Origin of the sequence: Blautia sp. 210820-DFI.6.14 (assembly GCF_020558815.1) — a bacterium.
GTDB classification, from domain to species: Bacteria; Bacillota; Clostridia; order Lachnospirales; family Lachnospiraceae; genus Blautia_A; species Blautia_A obeum.
In genome coordinates, this window is sequence record NZ_JAJCKS010000100.1 from 1 (window position 1) to 476 (window position 476).

The 476-nt window shown below is 42.4% G+C and carries 2 protein-coding genes; both read right to left on the bottom strand.

Annotated elements, in window-relative coordinates:
• Nucleotides 1-227, bottom strand: a 227-nt coding sequence (locus LI112_RS17905) for an integrase DNA-binding domain-containing protein (protein ID WP_173024138.1), incomplete at its 3' end; no start/stop codon positions are given.
• A gap of 78 nt (nt 228-305) precedes the next feature.
• Nucleotides 306-476, bottom strand: a 171-nt coding sequence (locus tag LI112_RS17910; RefSeq protein ID WP_227191211.1) for an excisionase, incomplete at its 5' end; no start/stop codon positions are given.

Here is a 476-nt window from a genome sequence, read left to right on the forward strand (position 1 = left end):
TCGATACCGTCCTCAATATCCCGTCTTATCTGCTGTTCCAGTTCACGAAGTGAGGGTTTTTCCCGTTTTCCCTTTGGTGTCGGGTCTGTGGGTGTCAATCTCCAAGCATACACATATTTTGTGTTTCCAAATGCGTCCACATATTTATATAAGTATTTTCCGTCTGTTCGTTGGCTCTCTCCAGTATGCAGGATACGTCCTTTGCTATCCCGTCTTTTTTCTTTCATGGTGTCTGCTCCTTTCCTTGTTGGAAAGAGCCTTGATATGACTTGTGTTCATCATAACACATACAAGGCTCATTTGCATTAGATTGCGTTCAATTTATCAATAACCTGTTCAAACTGTCGGCGTTTAATCTGTATGCGGTTGCCATTCATAATGAGCCAGCCAGCGTCCTTGTTTTCCTCTGCCAATCGTCTTAACTTGTTTTCTCCGATACGGAAATATTTTGACGCTTCTTCAATGGTAAGGGTGTA